Here is a 5,013-nt window from a genome sequence, read left to right on the forward strand (position 1 = left end):
TTACGACCATGGCGCCGGCCGCCGGTGGATAACTCCGGTTCGTCATGAGACAGGTTCGCTCCTGGTAACTGCAATCCATGTCATGTTTCATGTCTGAAGTGGATCATCGCGCGCGTAAGACTCCAACGTCTTACTCACCTTCTATCCGCTGGCGTGTAGCCAGCCGCCCCATCCTGCATGCGCATTGCGCCGGAATCGTGTTCGGGAACATGCCCAATCTTGAAACATCGGTTGTTGCGGCAACTTTGAAACATCGGTTGTTGCGGCAACCTGGCACTGGAACGGGCATGTTCACTTCAGGCCATGTGGAGTAGCAAGCTGCGTGAGAGGCGTTAGCTGGCGCACCGCACGGGCTGGCCACCGGGCTTCAGTTGCGCACCTTCGGGAATCACGCCGTCCTTGAGGTAACGCCACAGGGCAATCGCCAGGCGCCGTGCGACGGCGACGATGGCAATGCGCCGGGCACGGCGGTCGGGGCGGGTGCCCTGGGTGCGCCGGTTGAACCACTGGGTGAGTGCGCTGCCGGGCTGATAGCGCAGCCAGGTCCAGGCCATCTCGACCAGTAACGCGCGTACGCGCCGGTCGCCCAATTTGCTGATGCCCTGGTCGGTCTGGCTCTCGCCGCTGTCGTACGGCTGGGGCACCAGTCCGACACAGGCTCCGACCTGGCGCCGGTTGTGGAAATCGCGCCAGTAGAGTTCAAGCGCGAGGCGTGAGGCGCCGACTTCGCCGATCCCCTTAAGGCGCACCAGGGGTCATGGCGACTGCCGCCGTGATCGCAACGACGTTCGACGGAACGAATGCATCGGCACCCGCGATATTCGGCGCGACGGTCATCATGTGCGTATGCGCCGGACTGTTGAACGGCCTGCTCGTCACGAAGCGGCAAGTGTCGCCCTTTCTCGCGACCTTCGCGACGGCGATCGTGTTGCAGGGCATGCGCTTCGCCTATACGCAGGGCGCGCCGTCGGGCAATGTGCCGCCGCTCTTTCATGCAATGGGCACAGGTGCGATAGGCGGCATGCCCGTCAGCGTATTGATGCTGGTCGCGTGTGCCGTTGTGTTCGGCGTGCTCTTGCAGCTGTCGACGTTCGGAAGGCGCGTCTATATGGTCGGCGGCAATCCGGAAGCGGCGCGGCTCGTGGGCGTCAGTCCGGACGCTGTGCGCATCGTTTGCTACGTCATCAGCGCATTGCTCGCGGGGCTTGCGGGACTTGCGCTGTCGGGTTATGTCGGCATCGTCGACAACTGGGTCGGACGCGGTTTCGAGCTCGATTCGATCGTGGCAGCCGTGATGGGCGGCCTCGCGCTCTCGGGGGGACGCGGCTCCTTGACCGGCGGCCTGGCCGGCGCGGCGATCCTCGTCATGGTCTTCAACATCGTCCTGCTGGTTGGCACGCCCGTGCAGGCACAGATCATCGTCAAGGGCGTAATCATCATCGGTGCATCGGCGTGTTATGTGGTCCGGCGGCGGCGTTAGCGCAGTGGCTTCACATCACGCCGCACACGCGCGCCTTCGATGCATCAAGGAACATCCGAGAACGACGCCCGTGTAGGGACGTCAACGCAAACAGGAGCAGACACATGAGAGCAGTCCGTTTTCACTGCGCACACGACATCCCGGTCGAGAACGTGCCCGACCCGAGCGGGATGGGCGCGAGCCAGATGATCGTCAAGCCCATGTGGTGCGGCATATGCGGTACCGACCTGCACGAGTATCAGGCCGGTCCGATCGTCGTGCCCACCGAATCGCATGCACTCACGGGCGCGAAGGCGCCGCAGGTGCTCGGACATGAATTCAGCGCTGAAGTGATCGAAGTCGGCAAGGACGTCAAGAACGTGCAGCCTGGCGACCGCATCTCCGTGATGCCGCTGGCCTCGTGTGGTCAGTGCTACTACTGCGCACGTGGCTTGCGCTACCTTTGCACGAAGATGGGCTGCGTGGGCCTGAGCTGGGACGGCGGCGGCATGGCCGAATACACCGTGCTGAACGACTACCACGCGAACAAACCGCCCGACACGGTCAGCGACAAGCAAGGCGCGCTGATCGAGCCGGCTGCGGTCGCACTTTATGCCGTCGATCGCGGCGGAGTGACGGTGGGGTCGACTGTTCTCATTACCGGCTCGGGGCCTATCGGCGTACTCGCCGCGTTGGCGTGCCACGCAGCCGGCGCTTCGAAAATCTTCGTCAGCGAGCCTAATCCGGCACGCGCTGCAAAGATGGCTGGCTTCGGCGTTGCGACCGAGATCTTCGACCCATCCGACGGTGAGCTGCCACAAAAAATCCGCGACCTGACTGAAGGCATCGGCGTGGATGTCACGATCGAATGCGCGGGCAACCAGCATGCGCTCAATGCCTGTGTGGACGCCGTGCGTTCGGCCGGCGCCGTCGTACAGGCAGGCCTGCACGTGGGTACGGCAAGCGTCGATCCGATGAAGTGGTCGCTCAAGGATATTCGCATCGAAGGAACATGGTGTTATCCGGTCACGATCTGGCCGCGCATCATCGGCATGATCGCGAACGGCAAGTTCCCGGTCGAAAAGCTGATTCACGATCTGATCGACGCAGACGATGTGGTCGCAAAGGGCTTTGACGTGCTGAGCGACCAAGGCAGCGACAAGATGAAGATCCTTACCAATCCGCAATCGCGCTAAGGCGGCGATGTGATAACGCAGCGCTGGAGAATGGCATGACTGAAACAGGCACGCAAAACAGAACCACGATTGGCTGGATCGGCCTTGGCAAGATGGGCTCGCCCATTGTCGGCAATCTGCTCAAGGCAGGCTTCGACGTCGTGGTGTATGACGTCGACTCACGCCGTGCGGAAGAACTGGCGCAACGTGGCGCGCGGCTATCGAAAGACATCGCTGGCGTCGCGGCATCAGCGCAACTGATCTTTTCGATTATTCCAGACGACTCAGTTTTGCAAAAGGTCGCGCTCGGCCCGCAAGGGGTGATTGCACATGCGCGACATGACGCGGTGTACATCGCGATCCGCGCATGGCTTGCCCGGTTTGTTGAGACGAAAACCACGTTCGACAATTACCGCAAGGAAGCCGAACGCCTGCTGCTCTGGTCCGTCCTCCAGATGGGCAAGCCACACGAAGACCTGCTGGTCTATCAGCACTTCCTCGCCGACCCGCAGCCCAGCGCGCACTGGACCGCCAGTGGCGGCCGCAAGCACCCGCGCAGCGATCCCCGCTGGCGGCCGTTCCATGGTCCACTCTCCGCCACCAGCCAGCGACAGGCCATGGTGATCCTCAACGTCATGTTTGCGTGGCTGGTGCAGGCCGGTTATCTGGCCGGCAATCCGCTGTCGCTGTCGCGTCAGCGTATCCGCCGCGCCAGGCCGCGCATCGTCCGGTATCTGTCGCCCGAGCTGTGGCTCGAGGTCAAGACATTCATTCAGGGCATGCCAACGCAGACCAATCGCGAGCGCGAACACCACGCCCGCGTACGCTGGCTCTTTACCCTGCTCTATCTGGGCGGTCTGCGGATCACGGAGGTCGGCACGAACACGATGGGACGGTTTTTCAGCCGGCGCGACGCGAACGGCCTGGCTCGCTGGTGGCTCGACGTGCTGGGCAAAGGTGGCAAGGAGCGGCTGGTGCCCGCCACTTCAGAAATGATGGCGGAGCTCGGCGCGTATCGCCGTGAACGGGGACTGCCTGCCCTACCGTCTTCGGACGAAGACACGCCCCTGGTACTGCCGATCGGCCAGTCGCGCAAACCGCTGACGCGCGCTGCGCTGCACCGGATCGTCAAGCAGGTTTTCAGTGGCACGGCCGACGCACTGCGGGCCCGTGGCGAAACACATGCGCCACGCGCCGATCAATTGGAGCAGGCGTCAGCGCACTGGCTGCGGCACAGCGCAGGGTCGCATATGGCGGACCAGCAGGTCGACTTGCGGCTCGTGCGCAATAACCTGGGACACGCTTCACTCACGACAACAAGCCAATACCTTCATGTGGACGATGATCGTCGTCATCGCGAAACCGATGCAAAGCACCGCATAGAGTGGTGATGCAAGACGGACCGGAATCCGCACCCTATCTGCACTTGCACTCTTTCCACTTTCGGCAGCCATGCAGATAAGGCGACGCTCAGCGCCGGATCCGAAAATCGTCGACATTGAGCTGGACGAGTTCGCCGGGCCGCAGCCGGACTTTCCTTTCAGCGACCGCGACAATGCGTTGGCGTCCGTCTGCAAACACTTTGAATATGCGAGCCGGTCGGCACCTGCCGGCAACCAGAAATGCGCTTCAAGCGCCTCACGCGTAATCGAGCATTCGACATCGCCGCGCTGACCAGAGCGCATTAGACCAATTGAAGGTGAGCTTTTTCGGGACCGAAAGGTACTAAGCCAGAAAGCGCTGCATGTCGAGAGGGCATCCATGGTGTGCACGAAATGATGCGCGGATTTTCGCCTGGGGGCGCGTGCCCGATGCGCAGGCTCTCCCATCTGGCGTTTGCCATCGCAGAAGTGCGTTTCGTCGACAGCGAGACGAACAGTGACCATCCGTAGTGGATGAATTGCGAGACCACAACCCGTTCAAAAGCTACGAAGAACGCTAGACGCGGAACGCAGGCGACCACATACGCATACAGTTTTGGAGGACCATCGGTGAACGTCGCCCGCCCGGCGACGATGTTCACGTGGCGGCCAGGCCCAGCTTCGCGATGTCACGCTCGATATCAGCGTCCAGCTGTTTTCCAATGTCGAGAATCCGATGCCGGATGCCGCTGGACGAAATGCCCAGGCCTTCGAGGCCTGGGAAAGCGTGACGTGCTCTCCAATGCTGGTGCGCCTTGCAGCTTAAATTAGGTTTCCTTACGTCATTCATGTTCGGCCGCTCGTCAACCGATAATTTGACAGTACCCATAGGACGGTGAGCTTCAGAGAGTTTTTCGGAAGAAAAGCTGCGCCAACCATCAACCATTTCCGTTGTTGCACGCTTCTTGAAGCCTAGCCTGGCAAGAGGCTGCGGGAGATTTTCTGTTTCCGGGGATGT

General features: G+C 61.6%; 4 protein-coding genes and 1 pseudogene. 3 read left to right on the top strand and 2 right to left on the bottom strand.

Annotated elements, in window-relative coordinates; genetic code table 11:
* Positions 1 to 332: 332 nt before the first annotated feature.
* A pseudogene (locus P0D89_RS50855) lies at positions 333 to 752 on the bottom strand (transposase); the annotation flags it as partial.
* A gap of 5 nt (positions 753 to 757) precedes the next feature.
* Here P0D89_RS50855 and P0D89_RS50860 point away from each other — a divergent pair.
* The 3 genes from P0D89_RS50860 (at position 758) to P0D89_RS50870 (ending at position 4,025) form a co-directional block, all read left to right on the top strand.
* Positions 758 to 1,480 (top strand): ABC transporter permease, encoded by a 723-nt coding sequence (locus P0D89_RS50860; RefSeq protein WP_408370554.1) that lies wholly within the window; start codon positions 758 to 760, stop codon positions 1,478 to 1,480.
* Between the two features lie 104 nt (positions 1,481 to 1,584).
* Positions 1,585 to 2,655 (top strand): 2,3-butanediol dehydrogenase, encoded by a 1,071-nt coding sequence (locus tag P0D89_RS50865; protein WP_408370552.1) that lies wholly within the window; start codon positions 1,585 to 1,587, stop codon positions 2,653 to 2,655.
* A gap of 35 nt (positions 2,656 to 2,690) precedes the next feature.
* The gene (locus P0D89_RS50870) at positions 2,691 to 4,025 is read left to right on the top strand and encodes an NAD(P)-binding domain-containing protein (protein ID WP_408370550.1); all 1,335 of its coding nucleotides are present in this window, start codon (positions 2,691 to 2,693) and stop codon (positions 4,023 to 4,025) included.
* A 628-nt stretch (positions 4,026 to 4,653) separates the two neighbouring features.
* Here the strand turns inward: P0D89_RS50870 and P0D89_RS50875 are convergent.
* A partial coding sequence (locus tag P0D89_RS50875) for a hypothetical protein (RefSeq protein WP_408371432.1) occupies positions 4,654 to 5,013 on the bottom strand: 360 nt, incomplete at its 5' end.

It is taken from the genome of Paraburkholderia sp. RL18-085-BIA-A (assembly GCF_046027075.1).
In the GTDB taxonomy this organism is placed as follows: Bacteria; Pseudomonadota; Gammaproteobacteria; order Burkholderiales; family Burkholderiaceae; genus Paraburkholderia.